This window comes from Bacillus sp. XF8 (assembly GCF_017498755.1).
In the GTDB taxonomy this organism is placed as follows: Bacteria; Bacillota; Bacilli; order Bacillales; family Bacillaceae_G; genus Bacillus_A; species Bacillus_A bingmayongensis.
Map to the genome: position 1 here is coordinate 51,685 of NZ_JAGDQK010000017.1, position 22,986 is coordinate 74,670.

Genomic DNA, 22,986 nt, shown 5'->3' on the forward strand with positions numbered 1-22,986 from the left:
TTATATAATATTTTTTAATAATTATTTATTTTAAAATTATATTTATTCAATCAAAATTGTTATTTATATAATTCCCATTATTTGAAGTGGAAGTTTATAATTAAGTTTAAGAAAATACATTTAAGTTCCAAATAATTATCGTCGTAGATAATATTAAACAGAGTGTTGCAGGAATAATCATTAAGATAGATTGATGTGCCCGAAAAATATGAGCATGAATGGCTCCGACCATGAGAACGACTAATAATATATTTGATCCCAGTGCTAAGTATTGATTCCAGATACCACCGATTATTCCTATTGCCCCAACAATTTCAACAAAACCGATTATAGACATGAACCATAATGGATATTGATAGTGTTGCCAATGTTCAATCTGAAAAGGTATACGGAAAAGTTTTATGAATCCCCCTACTAAAATAAAAATTGCTAAAACTACCTGAAGAACAATCATCATTCAAGTTCGCTCCTTTTAAGATTTTGTTCGTTTCCATTTTATTTACAAATAACTAGATATATATGTATTTTATAGATAATAGAAAGAGTAACATACATGTTTTAACGTTTTATACGCTAAGAACTAAGTAGAAGACCTTTTGCTATTCATCTATTAAAATAAGGGTTTGTTGATTTAAACCAAAGTTATAAACACGTCCTTTACATGTTTGCAAAAATCCACTCTGATAATAATCAATAGTCATTAAGTGCTTTTTTGTTAAATTTCTTAAGAACATGGATTTATCCGCTTTTTCACTACTAATCTATATAAATAGCCTGTAAGTAAAAGAATCTAAGCTAATAAAAAACCATCATGCAAACTCCCCTTATAAAGAAATTGGCAATTTCTTTATAAGGGGAGTCGAAACGCTTTCAAACCTATTCTAATAGAAACGTATCTTTAATTTATAATTAATACTACAAAATCTAATCAAAAAGTACATGATTTTACAAAAAATATTAAGTATTAGAAAAATCATCTTGGTGTCAAAACTTCAAGATAACTGCATTAACAATTAAAAAATTTTAAAAATATAGCAGGCTATCTTAGTCGGGATAGCCTGTTTCAAATACATGCAATCTTTGCTCCATGACATTTTCTTTTCTCAAGACAAATACTTATTTCAATACATTTGCCTCTTCTGTTAATCTTAATAGGTTGTTTTTAATTTCAGCCATACTGATATTTTTTCTTGAAACACCAGTTTCCATTGCAGCACGCGCAACAGCATATGCTACATGCGGCACCACTCTAGGATCAAACGGATCTGGAATGACATAGTTTACATGAAGCTCTTCTTCTGAAATTAACTCAGCTATTGCATAAACAGCTGCTAGCTTCATTTCTTCATTAATTTCTTTTGCTTGTACATCTAAAGCTCCACGAAAAACTCCAGGGAATGCTAGTACATTATTTACTTGATTAGGAAAATCAGAACGACCTGTACCAACTACTAGTGCTCCAGCTATTTTTGCTTTATTAGGCATAATTTCAGGTGTAGGGTTAGCCATAGCAAAAATAATAGGATCATTATTCATAGAACGAATCATTTCCTCATCAACTACATCTGCAGCTGATACCCCAATAAATACATCAGCACCAATAAGGGCGTCTGCTAATGTTCCCCGCTTCTGTTCTATGTTGGTAATACGAGCTATTTCTTCTTTTAGTGTATTCATGCCAACAGGTCGGTTTTCATATATTATCCCTTTTGTGTCACATAAAATAACATTTTTTACATGCATATGAAGTAACAGCTTAACAATAGCTATCCCAGCAGCACCAGCGCCATTTACAACGATTTGTACATCTTCAATTTTTTTATTTGCTAACTTAAGAGCATTAATTAGGCCAGCAATAGTTACAATAGCTGTACCGTGTTGATCATCATGAAAAATAGGAATATCACTAGATCTTCGTAAGCGCTCCTCAATTTCAAAGCATTGAGGTGCTGCAATGTCTTCTAAATTTATCCCCCCAAAATTTGGTTCTAATAATTTAACAGCCTCAACAATCTTATCTGGATTATTAGTGTTTAAACAAATAGGAAAAGCATCAATCTCAGCAAACGACTTGAAAAGTAAAGCTTTTCCCTCCATTACTGGCATAGCTGCTTTAGGCCCAATATTCCCAAGACCTAGTACTGCAGTTCCATCGGATATAATTCCAACGAGATTCCCTTTCATTGTATAATCATATACTTTACTTTCATCTTTATAAATCTCTAAGCATGGTTCAGCAACGCCTGGTGAGTAAGCAAGACTTAAATCTGTCGAATTTTGCACTTTAACTTTAGGATAAACACCGATCTTGCCCTGTTTTTCTTTATGCATTTTTAATGCTTCATCGCGTAAAGGTGACATATAATTTCGCTCCTCTAATTAAGTTTTTTATTTTCCTATAATTAAGTTAGGAATTGTTTAAAGCAAATTTTTTGTTAACTCATCTTAAACTTGATAGTTTATGACTATACGTGGGACTTCTAATATAACCATCATTTCTTTTTGATTGATTTCATATTCTTCTAAAAATTCAATTTCAGTTTATATTAATAGCTACAAAAAAAGACACAAACTAACGTTTTAAAATTTATTAATATTTCTTTTTTAATCCTTATTAACAGATTCAAATTTTTTGTTTTTGAGGTATTCAATTTCGTTAGGTTGATAGCGATGGTCTTTTTGCTCGTTCCTATGTATTAGTAATCATTATTTATTTTTATAACCTTTTAACATATCTTTTGAATAGTGATTTGGGTATAAAGCATTTAACATCTCGTATGGACTACCATTCCAATACCTTCTTAATGGCGTCCATAATTTATGTTTTATTAACCACCTTTGTGTGTAAGTAGATAGTAATTGCTCCTCTGTTAGTTTTTCCTTTTCTACAATAGTCCATTTCAGCGCCTCTAATGCTTTTTTTTCGGTCCAAAATCCGGTAGGTGTAAATTTAAATTCCCATTCTTTATTTTGACCCGGATATAATTCATTGAGCATAGAGTACGGACTGTTCTTCCATAATATCTGACAAGGAGAGATTAATTTATGAATAGTTAGCCATTTTACACTGTAAACTTGTAATAATTGAGCAGGAGTTAACTTTTCTTTCTCTTCAATAGTCCATCTTAGTGCCTCTAATGCTTTATCTTTGGTCCAAAACTTGTTTGGAGTCATACTAAATTCCCATTCTTTAAATTTATTAGGATATAAAGCGTTTATCATTGCATAAGGGCTACCATTCCAATACATAACTAATGGCGCACTGAGTTTATTTTCTTTTATCCATTTTTTTCCGTATATCTTTAGTAGTTGTACTTTACTTAGCTGTTCTTTTTCTTCAATAGTCCATTTTAATACTTCAAGAGCTTTTTCTTTAGTCCAAAAATTTAAAGGTGCCATACCAAATTCCCACTCTTTAAATCTATTGGGATATAAGTCTGTAATCATTTTATAGGGACTATTATCATAACCATGTTTGAGCGCACCGAGTAATCGATATTTTATAATTAAAGGCGTATTCCATTTTTGTTTAATATCCTCTTCATTCCACTTTAAAATTGTTTCAATTAAATATTTTGTTACTCTTCTAGATAGATCTCTATTGTCATCTTCTTTCCATGTATTCGCCGGGAACCTACTTCTTTTACCGTCTAATACTTCTTGATAGATTTCCTCTATTTTCACTGCTCTTGTTTGCACTTCAAAACTTCCTCCTATTTAAACTAGTAAAGGACATTTGGCGATATCCCTTTCTCCCCTAATGCAAAATAAAACACCCTTATTAACTGCTGTTATTTACTTTATGGAGTAGAAGCGTTGCATATGATGAAGAAAGAACAAACATTTAATAGAATCATTTCTCTAATTTATAATAAAGATGACATGAAAAAACAAAAAGTTACAAAAATTTTCAATTTAAAATTTTTGTAACTAAGGTTCTGATGCAAAGTTTTTTAACACATAGTAACATGAGAAGATTATGGTCAATTTATATGTATTTGTTAATAAATTTTTGTAATTCGTTATACGCTGAAAAGACGGAGTCTGATTGAAGACTTCGTCTTTGTTTGCATATGACACGAAGTGTTTCTATCCCTTTTATCTTACGTGAGGTATGACGAGGAATTTGAAATCCTAAGGAACGAGCGAAACGGAGCTTCACGTGTCGACGTGCTTGCTCAATGAGATTATTGAGGTATATTAATATTTCAAATCATAATACAATTCAATTATTTATACGATAATAATAGGTTAAAACTATGATATGCTACATATCTCCATAAGTGAACTTTTATAAAAATTCACCTAGAAAGAGATTACTAAACTACTTTATTCCTCTAAGCATAATAAATTTTAAATAATAAAATCGGGAGGCATTAGGATAGAATTAAGACAACTTGAATATTTTCGTGCAGTATGCGAGGAACTTCACTTCACGAGAGCTGCAGAAAAGGTTGGAAGTTCCCAACCTGCCTTAAGCCAACAAATTCGTTTATTAGAGTATGAGATTGGAACACCTTTATTTAATCGAATTGGTAAAAAGACGGCACTTACAGAATCAGGAAGACTACTTCTGAGGCACACCCAGAACATTTTTGATGAATTAGAACAAGCACAAACTGCTATAAAGGAATTAAACGGACTCCAGAGAGGAAGTATATCTATCGGAACATTGTTAACAGTTGAAAACTACTTAATTCCACCAGCATTACTGAGTTTTCATCATTTATACCCTAATATTGAGGTATCCGTGCTTGGGTTACGCACAGGAGATATTATGAAAAATTTGTTAGAAAATAAGTTAGATATAGGTATTGTTTTTTTACCTATGAATAATAATGAATTAGAAACTATCTCATTGTATAAAGAGGATCTTGCCCTCGCTGTACCTAATGAGCATCCATTAGAGGTCAAAGATATGGTAAGTTTGGAAGTATTGCGTACAACGCCTTCCATTTTACTTCCTGAAAGCTACTTTATAAGACAACTTATCAATAAATCTTGTAATGAATTGGGATTTCTACCTCGGCCAATCCTTGAAATAACAACTATGGAATCTTTAATTAACATGGTCGTAAAAGGAATAGGCATAACCATATTACCTAGGCCTTACTTAGAGTGTCTTAATAATAATAAAATAAGAATTATTCCTATTCTAAATTCTAATCTTTCTCGAGAAGTGGGAATTATCTATAGAAAGGATAAGTATATGAGTACTGCTACACATATTTTTGTTGAACAGTTAAAAGCCACCACAATTGATTTAAATTTGGTAACAGGTAATTCATGAATGCAGTGGAAATTCCTATTCCATAAGATTAGGAAGGACTCGTAAAGCAAAAAATGCACAATTGATTAACAACTAGGTACGTAAAATTGTCATTAACCCATGTATCAGAGAAGCCACTACAGATTCACTTGAAATTAATGGGATTTTGGAATAACCATTTATGTACTTTAACATATGAATCTAAGGATACTAAATAAAAATAAAAGGCTTATGCGAATAAAGCACATAAGTCTTTTTAATCTTGTACGAGATTCTTATTGTAACCAGCTTTAGGCAAAATGATTTGAAATTTCGTTTTCCCTTCGTCTGTATGTAAATAAATTTGACCTCCATGTTTCTCCGCAATATGTTTTGAAATAGTTAAACCGAGACCTGTTCCCCCATCACTTTTTCTTGATTGGTCTCCCCTGAAAAATGCTTCAAATACTTTTTCTTTTATAGGATTAGGAATACCAATGCCATCATCGATGATATTAATATGTACCTTTTGAGTATCTTCGATAAGCGAAACGAAGACATTTGTTCCTTCTGGGTTGTATTTTAAGGCGTTGGACAGTACGTTAGAAATGGCTCGATATAACAATGTATAGTTAAAAGAAACGAGTATTTCCTGAGGAGGGATTTCAAATTGAAATCGAAAGTGTTTTTCTTCAAATAGTCCATAATATTCGGCAGCTATTTCACGAATAAATTCAGAAATATCCAGTGCTTCAGTTACAAATGGATAGTCAGGGCTTTCAAGTTTAGACAATTCAAATACATCCTCAATTAATTCTGTAACGAGTCGTGCTTTTGTATGTATGATACGTAAAGCTTGCTGTTTCTTCGTTTCCTCCTTAATAAGGCCCATTTGCAGTGCTTCAACATAGCCCTGAATAGTTGTAATAGGAGTTTTCAAATCATGAGAGATATGAACAAGCATGCGCTGCTTACTTTCTTCTAATTGTTTTTTATCCTTTTCTGTTTTTTCTAGCTTTTCGGCCATAAGGTTAAAGTAATTCTGTATTTTTATTAATTCATAGTTTGCCTTAAAATGAAGCCGTTTGTAGTAATGGCCATTCGTAATGTTTCTAATTCCATTAGCGATTGAAAGTAATGGATTGGTTATTTTCATAGCCATCCAGCGGCTATATATATAGACATTAATCCCGAATAAAAGGAGAAAAAGGAGACAGGTTTGAAGCAGCAATGTTGTAAAATCCGTAATATGGTCTTTTGCTGCACTTGTTACTGTGAATTCTTGCTTTATATATGTTTTGGGAATCTTAATGAGACAATAAGCGTTTTTCCCGTCTTTTGTTTTAAATGGTGCTAAAGAAGTGTGATACGAATTTTCCTTTTGGTCATAAAAAAGCCTGTTTAATTCTTTTTCTGTATAAGCGTATGAGTTATCTTGTTTTTTCCCTTTAACATAAATAACTTGCAAATCTTCATCCAGAATTTCTACCCAACCGTTAAATGACTCTATTGCACCAGAGCGAATGTTTGAGTAGTCCTGTCGTACAATTTCATGCGCTCTTAAATTAGATAACACAGTATTATCGAACTTCTGTTTCATTTGAAAATTTAAAATGACAAGTAGGACAACGACAGTAATCCCAACAGTTAATGAGAAGAAAACATACGTCTTAATTAAGGTGTTAAATATTTTATTTTTATCGCTCATTTAATTCTTCCTTCTTCGCAAATCGATAACCTAAGCCTCGTACAGTCTTTAAATATACTGGATTTCTTGGATAATCTTCTATTTTTTCTCGCAATCTACTGATTTGAACCATAATAGTATTGTCATCTGAATAATAATGATCAGACCATACATTCTCAAAAATTTGTTTTTTTGTAAAAATACGACCTGGCTCTCCCATAAATAGCTTCAATAATTTATACTCTAGAGCGCTAAGTTTAATTTCGCGCCCTCGCTTGTAAAGAATACAAGAGTGGTGATCCAACACCAAGTCGTTAAAGTGCGTTTGAGAGTGCTCATAATTTGAAGAGCTAACATTAAAATCATATGTTCTTCGAAGTTGAGCTTGGATTCGTGCTAATACCTCCAACAAACTGAATGGTTTGGATATAAAATCATCTGCTCCTAGCCCTAGTCCCATAATTTTATCCATTTCCTGATTTTTGGCAGAAAGAATAATGATAGGCATTTTGTACTCTTTCCGAACTAGTTTAATCAATTCGTATCCATTAACCTTCGGCATCATAATGTCAATAATAGCTAGGTCAATTCTATATTTCTGTATCAATTTTAAAGCTGATTTACCATCATGTGCTTCCAGTATCGAAAAGCCTTCCATTTCCAAAAAAAGTCTTAATACCTCTATAATTTCAGGCTCATCATCGACGATTATAATATTTCTCCTCATCTTCCTCCTCCGTTTCTACTAAGTTAAAATCTTGCTTAAAACTAAAATTTTCCTTTTGTAAGATTATTGTAAGATAAATGAAAGTTGGAGGAAAGAGTACCATTGTAAGATGATGTTATCTTACATAGAAATGTAAGATCAAAAAACTCTGCTAATATCAAAGAAATTTAAAAAGCTTGTACATCATGATACTTACATATCAGGTGGCTTGAAATGATGCATTTGATGAAAAGATAGGTGCAGAGCGCATGTAAGATCTTTCCAATCTAAAAAGAATTCACCCATAAGCTGTTTAGATTAGTGTTTTATGTAAGCCCTTGAATATGAGAAAAATGAATGGTTCTATGTTTTTACTGCACTAAAGTGGATGTTAGAAATAATTAAAGGAGTGATAGATATGACATTATCAGTAACCAATGAACAGTATGAGAAAGCAGAGCGTCTGCTTTCTTGGAACGCTATAAAAGATGTATTTAACGGTAAAGTCTTTCCTAACTGGTTAGATAAAGGAAGCCGCTTTTGGTATCAAAAAGATATTCGAAAAGAAAGCAAACGCGGCAAACAATTTGTATTAATGAATCCACAGTCAAATACTAAAGAACCTGCTTTCGATCATGTTAAACTTGCAGATTCCCTCTCAAGTATTATTTCACGTGAAGTTGATTCAGATAACCTTCCCTTCAACTCTTTTACCTTTGTCAATGACGAGAAGGCTATTCAATTTGAAGTAGATGAATCCACGTGGATTTGCGATCTAACTAAATATCAGTGTAAACAAATCAGGACTAAAAAATTACCTGCGCATGAACTTCCATCTCCTGATGGGCGTTGGGCTGCGTTTATCAAGGGATATAACTTATTTGTGCGTTCTTTAGAAACAGGACAAATCATCCAATTAACTCATGATGGTAAGCGATACTATGATTATGGTACTCAACTGGAATCAGAAACTTCCGTTATCCTTAAACGATTATCTAACCAAAAGGTTCCACCAGCAGTACTGTGGTCTCCAGATTCCAAACAAATTTTGACACACCGGCTTGATCAACGTAATGTGCGAAAAATGACCCTTATACAGTCTGTTCCTTCTGAAGATGCAAAGCCACCTGTCGTTCATTCATACCATTATCCGCTAGTCGGAGATAAACACCTTCCATTAGCCCAATTTGTAATTTGTGATATTGAACAGCAATCGATGATTCAATTGGATACAGAACCTATGATTACTGGATTATTCTCACCACTCAGCCCTATTTGTCAAACAGCTTATTGGACAAATGATAGCGACTTAGTTTATTTCACAAAAATGGCTCGCGATTATCGATCTATGCAGTTTGTTGTCGCTAATGCAAAAACTGGTAAAACTCAAACTTTGTTAAAGGAGAAAAGTGAAACATTCCTATTTACAGACCTCTACAACATTAAAAGTGGAAAAGGAGGTATAAATGTCCAATGGTTATCCCATGATAACTCTTTTATTTGGCATTCGGAGCGGGACGGATGGTCACACCTTTATCTTTATGATAGTCGTACAGGAAGACTAAAAAATAGAATTACCTCTGGACCTTGGACAGTCCGGCGACTCATTGGTGTTGATGAAAAAGAAGGATGGGTGTATTTTACTGCAAGTGGCCGAGAACCGGAACGGGACCCTTATTTTCAGCACCTTTATCGAGTTCGGTTAGATGGATCAGACTTAGTGCTGCTTACCCCGGAGAATACCGAGCATAACGTGTCTGTTTCTCCTGATTATTGTTTTTTTGTAGATACTTTTTCGCGTGTGGATATGCCACCTAAATCAGTTTTGCGTTCAACAGATGGAAAATTAATTTGTACATTAGAGCAAGCTGATATTGAACTTCTCTTATCAAATGGATATCAAATGCCAAAGCGTTTCACTGTCAAGGCTGCCGATGGGATAACGAATTTGTACGGAATACTGATTCCTCCTGCAAAAATAAACAAAGGTTGTAAATATCCCATTCTAGATTATATTTATGGTGGCCCTCAAATAACCCACACACCGAAAGAATTTACTTGGGGGGGAGAGTATGCATTAGGGCTACCAGTTGATCAAGTGGGCGGTGCTCAATCTTTTGCACAGCTTGGCTTTGCTGTTATTCTAATGGACGGAAGAGGTACTCCTTATAGGTCAAAGGAATTTCATGATTTTTCTGACGGGAGACTGGAATGGTCTGCAGGGCTTGAGGATCATGTAGTAGCTATTAAGCAGCTTGCAGAGCAGTATCCTTTTCTAGATTCAAAAAAAGTAGGTATTTACGGTGAGTCTGGAGGAGGTTATGCAGCTGCTCGAGCTATACTGACTTATCCGGATGTATATAAGGTAGCCGTATCAGGGTGCGGGAACCATGATCAACGCTTATACCTAGCGGCTTGGGGAGAACGTTTTCAAGGACTTTTCAATTCAGAACTATACCGTGAACAAGATAACACGAAATTGGTTAAGAACCTAAATGGAAAATTACTTTTGGTGACAGGAGACCTGGATGATAACGTCCATCCTGCTTTAAGCATGCGAATGGTGAATGCTTTGATTAAAGAAAACAAAGACTTTGACCTACTGATTCTTCCAAATCGAATGCATGAAGTTGCAGAAGATGTTTACTTTATACGTCGACGATGGGACTATTTTATACGAAACCTAATGGAAGTAGAACCACCAAAAGAGTATGCGATTAATGCCCCCATGTTTCCAGGATGATGCACAGATAGTATTATCTATTAACCAATGAAATAGCTAACTTATATAGAAAATAATGAGTTAAGTTAGGAGAATCATTATGAAAAGATTTATTGTTTTGATAGTCTCTCTCATTATGTTCGTAAGTTCTTTTCTCGGTCCTGTTTCTTCATATGCGGCTGGCATAGATATAGGACCGTCTGACGAAAAAAAGTTAGAGGATTGGATGAATCAGTTTTTTAACCAAAACGAGATTAAAGAGATGAATATTCCTGGAGCCGCGGTTGTAGTGGTGAAGGATGGAAAAGTGTTGTTAAAGAAAGGTTATGGATATGCAAATCAAGAAAAGAAAATTCCTGTTGATCCTAATCAAACTGTTTTTCGTGTCGCTTCTGTATCAAAAGCATTTACAGCTACAGCTGTCATGCAACTGGTGGAACAAGGAAAGATTCAATTGAATGGGGATGTAAATAACTATCTAGATGAAGTACAAATTAAGAATCCATTTCCACAGTTTGTTACGCCAAAACATTTATTGACACATACAACGGGCTTTCATACAGAAGTGATGAAACCAGAAGATATACAAATGGATGCAACGAAATTTTCTCCTCTAAAGGATTATGTTAAAGAACGACTACCGAAGGTAACTCGACAGCCAGGCGAATCTTATATGTACGATAATTACGCTTCTACTCTTCAAGGCTATTTAGTAGAAAAAATTTCTGGAATGCCTTTTGAAGAATACATGAAAAAAAATATTTTTGAACCTTTGCGTATGAAAAACAGTGATTTTGCACTCGCACCTGCCATGCAGAAACATTTAGCTACTGGTTATGATGAACAAGGGAATCCAATGCAGCCCTATACTATCATCCCAACCGTGAATCCGGCAGGAAGCATGAATACAACAGCCGAAGATATGGCCAAATATATGATTGCGTATTTGAATGGCGGAACTTATGAGAATGAGCGTATTTTAAAGAATGAAACTATTGAAGAAATGAATCAATACCATTCAGCTATTCATCCTAAATTCCCTGATACGGGTTATGGACTTGAAAACGTAAGTTTTCAGTCTGCTAATGGCCAGTACGTGATTGGTAAAGGAGGCAGTTTGCCTGATTTTTCTTCTGCTATTTGGTTTTTACCTGAACACAAACTCGGAATCTTTTTGACATATAACAAACAATCAACGTCTGATTTACGTCAGGAGTTCTTTAAGAAATTTATGAACCACTATTACCCGCAAAAGGAAGAAGAACCGAAATATATGAGAACGCCAAAAGAGGAGCTTAAGCGTTTTGAAGGAGAATACATGGATCTAAGAACTAGATTCCTTGTAACGAAAATTACCGCTATTGGTAATGGAGAATTATTAGCGGAAGATGGGGTCTTAGGCATAAAATCCAAGCTGAAACAGCTTGATCCGTTATTATTTGTAGACGAACAGGGTAGAAAATTAGCCTTTAAAGAGGACAAAAATCACACTATCTCCTACTTGAAATACGTGGACATTTCCAGTTACGCAGAAAAGAGCAAGCTTTCTTATTATACAGATGTCACCCAAAAGAACCCCTATGCAAATTATATTCGGTATACACAATTGCTAGAGCTAACCAAAAACCGAACAGGGAAGTTTCAATCAAATAAACCAATCACTCGGGCGGAGATGGCATTTATGACTGCACGTTCGCTTGCGCAATTAAATGTTTCTTTTCCTGAAAAATCGGTTCTATTTAACGATATTCCTAATCATTACTGGGCGAAAAAAGAGATTGAAATAGCTGTTAACTTAGGGATAATGAAGGGATCCACTGAGAAAAACTTTTCTCCTGAAGAATCAGTATCCCGTCAAGAGGCAGCCGTGATTTTAATCAATATGATGAAGATACTCAATCCTGGCTTAAAGGAAGGGAATGCCAAGCTAAAAGATAAAGTAGATTCATGGGCGGAACAAGCAGTTAAAACGGTAGTTACATTAGAGTTATATGGTCCCGAAGTAACGAAATATCGAGATGGTGCAGTAAGATATTATGCGAAAAGAAATATGACCCACCAGGAAGCAGCGGCTATGATTGCAAGAGCTTTTCACAAAGGATTCGGAAAGTAAATTTATATGTAAACAAATATATAGATAACTAATAAAAGCATCTACTTCCCAAGAAGCCACCACTTCAAACAACCCGTAAGGACGCAAAGTGGCGGATAGTTAACATAAACCCTTATCTTTTGAAAAAGTTGAAAGCACAAAGAAGAGTTTTTCCTGTTTATAATTTGAATCAATATGATATTTGAGCCTATGTAGCAATGGCACCCTTTTTACGCAATAAGCATTAGTAGACATTATTCATATATAGACAGGACCAACAAATCTTAGTCTCAATTTGTTGGTCCTGTCTTATTCTTGATTAACGTTAGAACTGTACATGAAATAAGAATACATAGCTTGTTCTAGCCACTCCTCTTCTTCCACTGTAAATTGAAGATTTTGTGCATCCATATGAAAGATTTTAACCTGATTATCAGGGTACTCTTTTTGCCTTCTACAGCATTTCCATTGAGTAATCAATGGCTGTAATTGATCAATTGGAAAGAATGCAAATCTCCCCCTGTCCCTACTCCAACAAATAAAATCCTTTGACTTACCACTATTAAAAAAACATCATAAACAAGTGCTCAACATTTATATAAAACGATTCCAGCTATTATTCAGTTTCAGCCCCCTTATTTCTTTATAATTTCATACCATCATGATTAGTTAAGAAAGAGACAGAATGAGGCATTATCGGAAGTGGGGTTCCCTGGAAAATCCACATGGGTACTGGGTTTCTCGCAATCTTCGAATTTATTTCGTATGCAAGATTTTAAGCAATGCCCGAGCGGTGCAAGTTCTGGTCTCCCTACTTTTTTCATAAAATCCTGCATACTTTTTGTTCTTTTAAAACTTCATGTAAAGTAATTGAAATCAAGGCTTGATAACCCGTTTTACGAAATCTTCAAAAAACATTGCATTTGGTTTATTTATGATATTATAAGTTAACAAAACAATACTAGTTTTTCTCAGCTAACCCCCTAATAGGGTCCCGACAACATTACTCGGATTTACAACGTTAAGGGCTCTAAGAAGAAAAAATTCCTTATTTCAGTCACGCTAAGAACCTGTTTATATATGTCATAAAGTGTTTTGCAGGAATGACATATTACAAAGTTCCCATTCAGGGCCTTGTGATATACTCTTTTCTAGACATATCGGATCTGTCAAAAAGCGTGCTTTTTGACAGAATCCACAAATAAAAAATACCTTATATTATTGTTGTTGTTTGAAAACGTTAGTCATATTATTCCATTTAAGGGCCAGATTATAGAACAACTAATTGACATGAAAAGCTATTAAACTTATTGCAATATATACCCTTTGTTGGATATATATTAGAGAATGCTTATTTAGAGTAAGAATTGCTCTTCCGTTTCCTCCTATTAACATAGATTACAGGTGGTGCATTGTGAAAGAATTAATATTCGTCCAAAATAAAAAAAGAATCCTTATGAAATTTGTATTTTTAAAAAAGGATATAGTGCTTACCCTTTCTCTGGTACTAGCAGTTGTAAGCTGTTTTATATATCCGCCAAGGCTCGAATATATTAACTTTGAGGTGCTGATTAGCTTATTTAATCTAATGGTTGCCATTAAGGCCTTTGAAGAGCTAAAGTTATTAGACAAACTTGCCGTTGCTATATTGAACAAATGCAATAACAGCAGGTCAATATCAGTTATTCTGATTTTGTTATGCTTCATTTGCTCCATGTTTGTAACGAATGATGTCGCTTTGCTCACTTTTGTACCAATAACACTTGTCATTAGTAAAAAGACACAAATGAATATGATGGATACGATTATCCTGCAGACAATTGCGGCAAATATTGGAAGCAGCTTGATGCCTATGGGGAATCCGCAAAATTTGTACATCTATTCTTACTATGGAATTAAGATTATCCCATTTTGGGGTTCAATCTTGTTATTAGCTGTGCTTGGCATCAGTTTGTTGTTTATATTTACTCAAAAACTTCATAAAACAGAATTAAAAATAGAACTCCCTGTTATTACCATAGAGGATCAAAAAAAAGCTACAGTCTGGATTTTGATACTTGTCATTATTATTGCATCTATTTTTGGAGTCATTAATTATTACATTGCGCTAATAATTACATTGGTGACAGTATTTATTTTAAATAGAAAATTACTATTTAAGATTGATTATTCTCTTCTGATAACCTTTGTCTGTTTTTTTGTTTTTATTGGAAATATTTCTAACTCAAATGCAATGGAGACATTTGCTCGCGCCAATTTAAGAGGAGACACATCAATTTTTTTTAGTTCCATATTTTTGAGTCAATTGATTAGCAATTTGCCTGCGTCAATTCTCCTGTCAAACTTTACTTCTGATTGGAAACCCTTATTATTAGGAGTAAATATCGGAGGACTTGGAACAATTATCGCATCTTTAGCCAGTGTAATCTCCTATAAACTATTCATTCAGGCCAACCGTAAAGAGAGCAAAAAGTATTTAATCAAATTCAGTATTTACAACTTTTCATTTTTAGTCATACTTGCATGTATACAATACTTCATCTTTAAATTTCTAAAAATCTTTTAAAAAATGATTACCGATTGGAGTATAAAAACCTATAGTGTTCTTATTCCTTTTCTGAAGTAATGAAAAAAGCCCAATTTCTCAGCATTAAATTGAGAAATTGGGCTTTTTAATATCGGTACGCTTAAGGGGTACGGCAGCCATTCCTTCTTTTTAGAGCCACTCACAAAAGTGGTCTTTTTTTATGCAATTTTACTATACCGAACTGGATTTCAGTGTAGTTTTTGTTTATAATCCATTATTTTTTCTTTACCGAACACACTAAAATAATATCTATTTTCATTCATTGTTTACTCTATTATTAAACTAACACAGAGGGACCGCCATATTACCATCTTTAACCTATTCTTAAGCTGATGGATGTGTGACGGTACCCCTAGAAGTAGAATATCCATAAAGAGCGCTATCCTTTTTAATAATTGTACGAAAAGAATAGTGTTTTTCTTGTATTAAGGAAATGTGGTTAACTGCGAAAGGTAAAGCTTCGATGCTATCTCTGCCTTTTCTTCCATCCCCTCTTTATACACCGCTTGTTAAAACTTAGGGAATTTTAAGGTGACAAGGGGCAGGCTCCCTAATTGTAAAATGTTTTAGTATTTTGCGCTTGTACCGAAAATAGCTTTTTATTTAACTTTGGAATATACATTACTAAAAATACAGAACGTCCTATACTAAATACGATAAAGGCGAACCATAAGCCGTGATTTTGAAAGCTAGGCACTGCGATAAATTGAGCAACGAGATAAGCAATTAATGCCAAAATCATAGAATTTCGAATGGGTGCTGCTTCTGTTGCCCCTGTAAAAACACCATATATAATAATTCCAAAACTTGCCGAAAGAGGGAATAGCGTAATCCATATTCCATAGGTGTTTGCCAACTCAATAACACTTGGTACACTCGTAAATAGTGTAATTATATTATGACCAAGCAAGTTGTAAATACCTGCGATAAAACAGGACGAAAAGATTGCCCACTGACACGATAGTGAAAGTGTCTTTTTGTACAATTGTTTATCTTTTGCCCCAATTGCTTTTCCTACAAAAATACTAGAAGCATTCGCAAATCCGTCAAAGCAGTACGCCATGATGTAATGAATTTGGATAAGAACAGCATTTGCTGCCAAAACCTCTGTTCCAAAGGAAGCACCTTTCGCCGTAAACATATTAAACATGGTTAACAAACAAAATGTTCTGATGAATAAATCGCGGTTAACGCTCATCATTTTTTTGAACGAAGCAAGATTAAAAATTTCTTTTAAAGGAAGCTGCTTACATGTAAAAGGAACAGCCTTCCATATAATGATGATACCTATCATAAAGGCCATTATTTCCGATATTAAGGTTGCTGCAGCTACGCCAGACACTGCCCGAGAGAATACGTTGACAAATAATAGGGCTAGAATAATATTCATAAGATTCATAGAAACTTGTATCATTAAAGAGATTTTAATCTTAGACATCCCCATTAACCATCCGAGGATAACGTAATTCATTAAAGCAAACGGAACACCCCATATACGAATACTAAAATAATCAGATGTCAACGTACGAACGTCAGACTCCGGGTTTATTAAGGTTAAAAATAAATATTCGACAGGGTGCCGCAGAAGAATAAAAATAATCCCTACTACAATTGCCGCTACAAATGGTCTTGTTAGGGCTAAAACCCCTTGCATATCATCGTTTGCTCCATACGCTTGAGCAGCAAATCCCGATGTACTCACTCGCAAAAAACCAAATAACCAATACATCGTATTAAAAATGATGGTTCCTACAGCCACTGCCCCAATATAAGCAGGGTCAGACAGCTGCCCGACAACTGCTGTATCTACAGCCCCTAATAAAGGAGTTGTTATAGTTGAAATGATCAATGGAATGGCTAACGTAAGATAGAATCGATGATTCATAGTTTTCCTCCCTCATCTCTCATGCCAGAGGATGGGAGGAATGCCCCCTCCAGAAAGAGAACGGTAACGGGGATGCTCGGAAAGAATGGACGAGAGCAAAGTTTGCACAGCGGGGTGCCGCGAGGTGAAAAACTGGTCTTTATTTTCGCATAGCTCAACTACTTCCCCTCTCTCCATCACAGCCAAAGCATCAGAGATAAAATAGGCAGCTTTTATATCATGTGTAATAAAAAGGTATGAGAGACCAAAAGCTGACTTCAACTCACTCAACAAGTTTAAAATGTTTGTTTGATTGACCATATCCAAACCACTTACCGCCTCGTCTAATACAATTAGCTTCGGTTTTAAGGAAATCGCTCTCGCAATATTAATTCTTTGCAGCTGTCCCCCGCTAAACTGATGAGGGTACTTTCTCATATCCTCACGATTCAGACCAACTCTTTCTAGTAACTCTCCAACGGTCCGCCTCTGTTCATCCCGGGACATTCTTTCATAGTTTTGTAACGGTTCACTAATAATTTGTTCCGCAGTCATTCGTGGATTTACCGAAGAGTAGCAATCTTGAAACACTACTTGAAGATCACGGCGAAGCCGTTTACGGGTGGTACGGTCTATGTTATAAAAATCATGTCCCTGAAACAGAACCTGTCCCTTTTGCGGTTTCTCCAATCCAAGGATTACTTTTCCCAGCGTACTTTTCCCAGCTCCGCTCGTTCCGAGAAGACCGAGACACATTCCTGGCTCTATGGAAATAGAAACGTTGGAAAGTACCTCTTTTCGTTGATCCGTTCTGCCAAACAAGTTATAGGAACCATACATATGTGTTACGTCCTTAACCTGTAGTAAACTCATAGGCTCACTCCCTGTTTTTAGGATAATCATGCTACTTCAATAATGTTAGAAAATCCTGAGATTTTTCGTTAAATTGCAGCGTCGGTCGAGCATGAAGCAACTTTTTCGTATACTCATGCTGTGGATAATCAAATAGCTGATAAACGTCTGCTTTTTCTACAATTCTTCCGCGCTGCATCACAATGACATCGTCAGCTAGTTCCGAAATAACTCCTAAATCATGAGAAATTAATAGGATAGACGTACCATATTCCGAACGAATAAAATCCAACTGCTGCAGCACCTGCAATTGGTTTGTCACATCTAGCGCTGTTGTTGGCTCATCAGCAATAATTACAGATGGCCGCAGGCATAGGGAAATAGCAATCATTACCCGCTGCAGCATTCCTCCACTTAGCTGAAATGGGTATCTACGCATAACATCTAAAGGATTTGGCAAATTTACATCATGCAAAGAGTTCGCAGCCAGTTCAAATGCTTCTTTCTTTGTTAAAGCAGTATGAGTGCGAATCGTTTCAATGAATTGGTTTCCAATCGTATATACAGGGGTAAAAGCATTCATTGGATTTTGCATAATAAGGGCAATCTCTTTCCCTCGAATCCGTCGCATCTCCTTCGCGCTCAGCTCATTTAGTTCTCTATCGTGCAATCGTATACTACCTTCTATACTTGTTGTTTTACGATCTAGCAGTTGCAGAAGTGACAAGGAAGTAACGGTTTTGCCGCTGCCACTTTCTCCAACAAGCCCGAGCACACGCCCAGGCTTTAGTTCAAAATGGATATCCTGCACTAAGGGGATTGTTCCAGTGGGGGTCTTTATCTTTACATGCAGGTCACTTACCTCCAAAACATTACACTGTTTTTCTATCAATTGTCTCATTCCTTTTTAAAAACGTCGTTTTACCCCAAACCGATCTGATAAAGCTTCTCCCAATATATTAAAAGTGATAACAACGAGCATAATCATTACACCTGGATATATCATTAACTCTGGATTACTTCGTATATACGATTTCCCTTCGTGAATCATAGCACCCCACTCAGGTGTGGGTGGCTGAATACCTAGTCCTAAAAACGACAGAGCGGAAATATCCATAATAGCCCACCCCATTTCAAGTGTCCCCATCACGACAATAGGAGGAAGTACATTCGGGATAATATGTCGTCTAATAATTTTCCATTGCGAAGATCCGTTTATTCTCGCAGCTGTAATAAAATTCTGCTCCTTTAAACTGAGTACTAAGCCTCGGAACATCCTCGCGTAATACACCCACTGCACAAGCACCATTGCCAAAATTACCTGTTTCATTCCTGGACCGAATATTCCTACAAGTCCAAGTATGAGCACAAGATTCGGGAAGGCCATCACTCCCTCACAAAATCTCATTAATATAAGATCAATCCGGCCTCCCTTGTAACCAGCAAAAGTTCCGATAAGCAAACCAATCCCTAAGGAAGAAATAAAAATTAAAGATGCAATCCCTAAAGAAATACGAGCACCATGTAAAAGACGAGACAGATTACACCGTCCTAAATAATCAGTACCCAACGGATATTCCATGGAAGGCTGCTTTAGTTTTAATGCTAAATTCACTTGAATGGGATCATGCGGAGAAATCCACGGAGCCAAAATCGTAAGGATAAAAAGAACGATTAAAGTGAATAAGCAGACTGCAATGGTGATTTGATGCTTGAAAACACCTCTTATACTTGCAATCATTAGTCCGTTCCTCCTTTCCAAGAAATCCGCGGATTCATATACATTTGCACAATATCCACAATCAGGTTACATAAAATAAATAGACAGGCCGCAAGAAACACATAGCATTGGATGACTGGTATATCCCGGTTAAAAATTGCCTCAATAAAATAACGTCCAAACCCAGGCCACGAAAAAACGGACTCAACAATAATCGTTCCCGTCAATAGCTTTCCAAAATTCATCCCAATCCCCGTAATCATCGGCAAAATTGCAATTTTCAATACATGCTTTACCATAATGGCATGCTCATGAATGCCTCTTGTTCTCGCATACAAGACATAAGGATCCTGTAAATTCTCCAGCACACTAATGCGTAGCAAACGAGTATAAATCGCAATGAGCGGCAAAGCCAGTGTTACGGATGGAAGAATCAAGTGCATCCATGTTCCTGCTCCCTCCACAGGAAACAGATTAAACTTCACTGCAAACAAATAAATTAATAAATAACCGAGCCAAAACTGCGGAATTGAAGCACCAAAAAAAGCCAGAACTCGACTAAGCTGGTCCACGACACCATTTTTCTTCACTGCAGCTAAAAATCCGATCGGCACACTAACGAGTACAGCTACGAAAATACTGCTAAAGGCGAGCTGGATCGTCGTAGGCATCCTGTACACAACCTCCTGCCAAACTGGCTTGTTAGAAAGATAAGATACGCCAAAATCAAGTTGGCATATCTTAATAAGAGATTGAATATATTGCACAAACAGTGGCTGATCTAAGCCAAACTCCTGTCTTTTTTGTTCTAACATCTCCGCTGTCGGCTGAATATGGGCAGCTGCCAAATATGCTTCAGCAGGGTCGACCGGCGACAGATGAATCAATAAAAAAGTAAGAAGTGTGGCAAAGAGAAAAATAGGAATGATAGCAAGAAATCGTTTGATAATATAGCTACCCATTATTTCTCATCCTTCCGTTTCCTAGTTATTAATGTTAATTCCAGTGAATGGATGATCATCACGATTTTCCGGGAATTCAAAGCTAGTTATATCCTTTTGGTACACAGCTGTTTTCTTAATATAAGAAATTGGCACGATTGCTGCTTGGTCCTGCAATGTCTGTAGGATAGAGTTGTATAATTCTTTTCGCTTTTTCTCATCCGTCGAGGCAAATACTTCTTTTATTTGTTGATCAAGCTGTTGCTTCACTGGCAAGTTTGACAAAGCATCTGAGAATCCAAAGCCGTCCATTGAAACAATGTTAAGGAAGGTATGTGGATCATATGGAGCTCCATAGTTACTGTAGAAGTTCAAGTCAAAATCATTTTCGCCAAACCGTTTTACTTGAACAGGCAGCTCAACACCAGTAATATTTAGCTTAACACCTATCATCGCCCACTCAGCTTGAAGGGCTTCTGCCATCGCCTTTTGGGTTTGGTTTGATTTATCATACATCAACTCAAGCTCCAATGCTTTACCATCTTTCTCTCGAACACTTTTTCCGGATGGCAGCTTCCATCCCGCTTCTTCTAAATACTTCTTCGCTTTTTCTACGTCATACTTAATAGGTGTTGTTTTAATATTGGTATATAGGAGGTTTGGAGCCAAAATATTGTCTGCCTTCTCTTCCAGTCCAGAAGTTACTCCTTCTACCATCGCTTGCTTGTTAAAACCATATTGAAGCGCTAAACGTACCTTTATGTCAGAAAGCTGCTCTTTTGTCGTGTTCATAACCAATTGTCTTGTTGCAACAGGTTCAGAAATACTTGTTTTATATTTTCCTGACTCCTTTAATTGTTTAAAAGCATCTAAACTAATAGTACCTTCTCCATAAATTAAATCGAGTTCACCTTTTTCGAAAGCAAGCACTCTCGTCTCTGCATCAGGAATTGTTTTAATTACAATCTTGTCAACTTTTGGACTTTCACCCCAGTAATTCGGGTTGCGAGTAAATACCGCATATTCATCCTTCTTATATTTCTCTAGCATCCATGGGCCCGTTCCAATAAATTTCTTCACTCCTTTTGAAGTATCGCCATCATCCGGGAAGCCTGCTTCACCTAAAAAGCGTACTGGACGGACTACCGCTAGCTCCTGTAATGTTGGATAATAAGCCTGCTTTAATGTAATTTTAAAGATAGAATCATTTACTGCCTCAGTCTTATCAATCATGTTGATTAATCCTAGCCAGCTATGCATTTTCATATTTTTTATAATCGCATCAAAATTCTTTTTCACGATATTCGCATTAAAAGCGGTTCCATCAGAGAATTTTACATTTTGACGAAGGTTAAAAATATACTCCTTACCGTCCTCAGATATTGTCCATGATTCGGCCAGCGCCGGCTCCAGTTTACCGCCTTCTTTATAGCTAACCAATGGTTCGTAAATCATCGCTTGTGCAATTAATTGCGAAGGATTGTAAACATGTGGATTCATCTCTCCTATGTCCCTCGGCCAAGACAAAGTGAGAGTTTTTTCTTTATTACTCGTTTCTTTTTTAACGGCCTGCTCATTATTTTGTGGTGTACAACCCACAAAGACAATAGACAAGAGGAGAATTATTGCTGATAGTACTATACCGATTTCCCTTTTCTCTTTAAACATTAGTAAATACTTCCCCCTTAAAATTAATAAAAAATGACGCAATTGAAAATCATTATCACTAACTAATAATAGTTACTAAAATAATTCCTGTCAATGAAAATTACGAATAATTGGGGGTGCTACTCCATCGCTATCAAGCTAACAAAACAAAACAAGCCCTTCATTTGAGTTTAAGAATTAACTAGAGTTCGTCATTGCAATTCTAAATGTATCCGTTTCGCTTCAAAATAAAGAGCCTGAATAAATTTTTTCGTATCGATACGAATAGGTAATGTTTGTTCATTATTCAACTCCGTCATCTTTCTCCTTATGGTTGTAAAATCCAAAAACCTAGAAGCGTAATTTTCAAACTTCGGATTTGAAAAATCAGTAAGTCCAAGGGATGCTAAATGGTTTAATGATTGATAAATTGCCCTTCTAATCCGTTGTTTGGAGGCTTCAATCGACCTTTTTAATTTGATCTCTTCGGCTGATTCTCCAAGTCTTTTTTGAGCTAAATGTATAAAAATCTCTTTTAGAGAAGGAAAACCTTGTTCAAACGTTATAGCTTGTTCGTATTAATATAAATAATCCAGCATGTCCATTAAATCTTTACTTCCGCTTTCACTTCCCTGCGTACTTTGATCACTATCCAATTTAAGCACCATATTGTGCGATTCTTGGATGTTATTTATCGGTTTTTCCAATCGGATTCGTTCGATGACTTTCTGAGCGACTGTTAATACTTCAATCCGGTTAATCGGTTTAATAATATAGTATTCAACGCCAAGCGAATACGCTTCAGCAATTAATTCTTTTGATTCTACTTGAGAAATCATGATAATTTTCCCTTTAAATGACGGTTTTATTTGACGAATTGTTTTTATTCCATCTTGAATCGGCATTAACAAATCGATAAA

At 35.6% G+C, this 22,986-nt stretch carries 15 protein-coding genes and 2 pseudogenes; 4 read left to right on the forward strand and 13 right to left on the reverse strand.

The window, feature by feature from the left end; genetic code table 11:
- Window positions 1–106 precede the first annotated feature (106 nt).
- The 4 genes and pseudogenes from J4P91_RS11105 to J4P91_RS28855 form a co-directional block, all read right to left on the reverse strand.
- Window positions 107–457: a DoxX family protein gene (locus tag J4P91_RS11105; protein ID WP_207994184.1), complete on the reverse strand. Its 351-nt coding sequence runs from the start codon at window positions 455–457 to the stop codon at window positions 107–109.
- 659 nt (window positions 458–1,116) lie between these two features.
- Complete coding sequence (locus tag J4P91_RS11110; RefSeq protein ID WP_207994185.1) at window positions 1,117–2,361, reverse strand: NAD(P)-dependent malic enzyme; 1,245 nt, start codon at window positions 2,359–2,361, stop codon at window positions 1,117–1,119.
- A gap of 345 nt (window positions 2,362–2,706) precedes the next feature.
- Complete coding sequence (locus J4P91_RS11115; protein ID WP_207994186.1) at window positions 2,707–3,699, reverse strand: DUF4046 domain-containing protein; 993 nt, start codon at window positions 3,697–3,699, stop codon at window positions 2,707–2,709.
- A 289-nt stretch (window positions 3,700–3,988) separates the two neighbouring features.
- Window positions 3,989–4,198, reverse strand: a pseudogene (locus J4P91_RS28855) (IS6 family transposase); the annotation flags it as partial.
- Window positions 4,199–4,381: 183 nt separating this feature from the next.
- Here J4P91_RS28855 and J4P91_RS11120 point away from each other — a divergent pair.
- Window positions 4,382–5,290: a LysR family transcriptional regulator gene (locus J4P91_RS11120; RefSeq protein ID WP_207994191.1), complete on the forward strand. Its 909-nt coding sequence runs from the start codon at window positions 4,382–4,384 to the stop codon at window positions 5,288–5,290.
- 235 nt (window positions 5,291–5,525) lie between these two features.
- Here J4P91_RS11120 and J4P91_RS11125 read toward each other — a convergent pair whose 3' ends face one another.
- Both J4P91_RS11125 and J4P91_RS11130 read right to left on the reverse strand, forming a co-directional pair.
- Window positions 5,526–6,956: a sensor histidine kinase gene (locus J4P91_RS11125; RefSeq protein ID WP_017149822.1), complete on the reverse strand. Its 1,431-nt coding sequence runs from the start codon at window positions 6,954–6,956 to the stop codon at window positions 5,526–5,528.
- Window positions 6,946–7,662: a response regulator transcription factor gene (locus J4P91_RS11130; protein ID WP_017149823.1), complete on the reverse strand. Its 717-nt coding sequence runs from the start codon at window positions 7,660–7,662 to the stop codon at window positions 6,946–6,948. Before J4P91_RS11130 ends, J4P91_RS11125 begins: the two co-directional genes overlap by 11 nt.
- Window positions 7,663–8,059: 397 nt before the next feature.
- On the opposite strand from J4P91_RS11130, the gene J4P91_RS11135 reads away from it, so the two are divergent.
- The 3 genes from J4P91_RS11135 (at window position 8,060) to J4P91_RS11145 (ending at window position 15,021) form a co-directional block, all read left to right on the forward strand.
- Window positions 8,060–10,384: a S9 family peptidase gene (locus J4P91_RS11135; RefSeq protein ID WP_207994187.1), complete on the forward strand. Its 2,325-nt coding sequence runs from the start codon at window positions 8,060–8,062 to the stop codon at window positions 10,382–10,384.
- 79 nt (window positions 10,385–10,463) lie between these two features.
- Entirely contained in the window at window positions 10,464–12,476 is a 2,013-nt protein-coding gene (locus J4P91_RS11140) for a serine hydrolase domain-containing protein (RefSeq protein WP_207994188.1), read from the forward strand.
- Window positions 12,477–13,869: 1,393 nt separating this feature from the next.
- Complete coding sequence (locus J4P91_RS11145; protein ID WP_017149827.1) at window positions 13,870–15,021, forward strand: anion transporter; 1,152 nt, start codon at window positions 13,870–13,872, stop codon at window positions 15,019–15,021.
- Between the two features lie 571 nt (window positions 15,022–15,592).
- On the opposite strand, the gene J4P91_RS11150 is transcribed toward J4P91_RS11145, so the two are convergent.
- The 7 genes and pseudogenes from J4P91_RS11150 to J4P91_RS11180 form a co-directional block, all read right to left on the reverse strand.
- Complete coding sequence (locus J4P91_RS11150; RefSeq protein WP_017149828.1) at window positions 15,593–16,927, reverse strand: MATE family efflux transporter; 1,335 nt, start codon at window positions 16,925–16,927, stop codon at window positions 15,593–15,595.
- Between the two features lie 12 nt (window positions 16,928–16,939).
- The gene (nikE, locus tag J4P91_RS11155; RefSeq protein ID WP_017149829.1) at window positions 16,940–17,779 is read right to left on the reverse strand and encodes a nickel import ATP-binding protein NikE; all 840 of its coding nucleotides are present in this window, start codon (window positions 17,777–17,779) and stop codon (window positions 16,940–16,942) included.
- A 31-nt stretch (window positions 17,780–17,810) separates the two neighbouring features.
- Window positions 17,811–18,650 carry a nickel import ATP-binding protein NikD gene (gene nikD / locus J4P91_RS11160; RefSeq protein ID WP_026049068.1) on the reverse strand — a complete coding sequence of 280 codons (840 nt, stop codon included), beginning with the start codon at window positions 18,648–18,650 and terminating at the stop codon, window positions 17,811–17,813.
- Between the two features lie 15 nt (window positions 18,651–18,665).
- Window positions 18,666–19,499 carry a nickel ABC transporter permease subunit NikC gene (nikC, locus tag J4P91_RS11165; protein ID WP_207994189.1) on the reverse strand — a complete coding sequence of 278 codons (834 nt, stop codon included), beginning with the start codon at window positions 19,497–19,499 and terminating at the stop codon, window positions 18,666–18,668.
- Window positions 19,499–20,440: a nickel ABC transporter permease subunit NikB gene (gene nikB / locus J4P91_RS11170; RefSeq protein WP_017149832.1), complete on the reverse strand. Its 942-nt coding sequence runs from the start codon at window positions 20,438–20,440 to the stop codon at window positions 19,499–19,501. Before nikB ends, nikC begins: the two co-directional genes overlap by 1 nt.
- Window positions 20,441–20,461: 21 nt before the next feature.
- Window positions 20,462–22,087: a nickel ABC transporter substrate-binding protein gene (nikA, locus tag J4P91_RS11175; RefSeq protein ID WP_207994190.1), complete on the reverse strand. Its 1,626-nt coding sequence runs from the start codon at window positions 22,085–22,087 to the stop codon at window positions 20,462–20,464.
- A 191-nt stretch (window positions 22,088–22,278) separates the two neighbouring features.
- Window positions 22,279–22,986 (reverse strand): annotated as a pseudogene (locus J4P91_RS11180) (response regulator); the annotation flags it as partial.